1 protein-coding gene is annotated in these 638 nt (G+C 58.5%); it reads right to left on the bottom strand.

The features are described from left to right. A partial coding sequence (locus SHEWPOL2_RS22105; RefSeq protein WP_204366704.1) for a VCBS domain-containing protein occupies positions 1–638 on the bottom strand: 638 nt, incomplete at both ends.

The raw sequence follows: 638 nt of genomic DNA, 5'->3' as shown, positions 1-638 counted from the left end.
GCTGTAGCTGCCATCGGCGTTGAGCGTAAAGCCAGCCGTCTGGGCGCTGGTGCTGAAGGTTTGGCTGTCACCAGTATCCATATCTGTGGCAACCATCTGCCCGCTGAGTTGGGTGCCATCTTCGCTGACCGATTGGCTTTGTGCCGTGAGCACTGGCGCATCATTGCTGCCGGTGATTGTGACGGTGACGGTGTGCTGACTTCCATCGGCGCTGTGGAAAGTGTATGTCTCAACCAGAGTCTGGCCCGCTTTTAGCTGTTGAATTTCCGGCAGGTTGTTGTCGACGCTGTAACCCCAGCCCCCAGTCGGTGCGAGCAGGAAGTTGCCCAGGCCGAGGCTGCCAGCACCCTGTTGTAGCGGAAAGCGGGCTTCGCCAGTATCAATGTCGCTCACAGTCAATGTGCTGGAGAACGAAATCAGACCGCTGATTTTGACGTTACTGTCTTCAGTAACCGCGCCGCTATCGACCCCCTCAATCACGGCGCCATCATCATGGCCGTTGATGGTGACGGTGACTTCGTGTGTCGTGCCGTCCACCGACTGCACGGTCAGGCTGTCGGTCAGCGTGGCGTTCTGACCTAGGGCCTGAACTGCTGGGAGACTGTTATCGAGCGTGTAGGTCCAATGGCCATCGGCCG

The sequence above is a fragment of the Shewanella sp. POL2 genome (assembly GCF_000282755.1).
GTDB lineage: Bacteria > Pseudomonadota > Gammaproteobacteria > Enterobacterales > Shewanellaceae > Shewanella > Shewanella xiamenensis.
The sequence above is the reverse complement of the archived record's forward strand: the minus strand, read 5'-3'. Positions and strand labels throughout refer to the sequence as shown.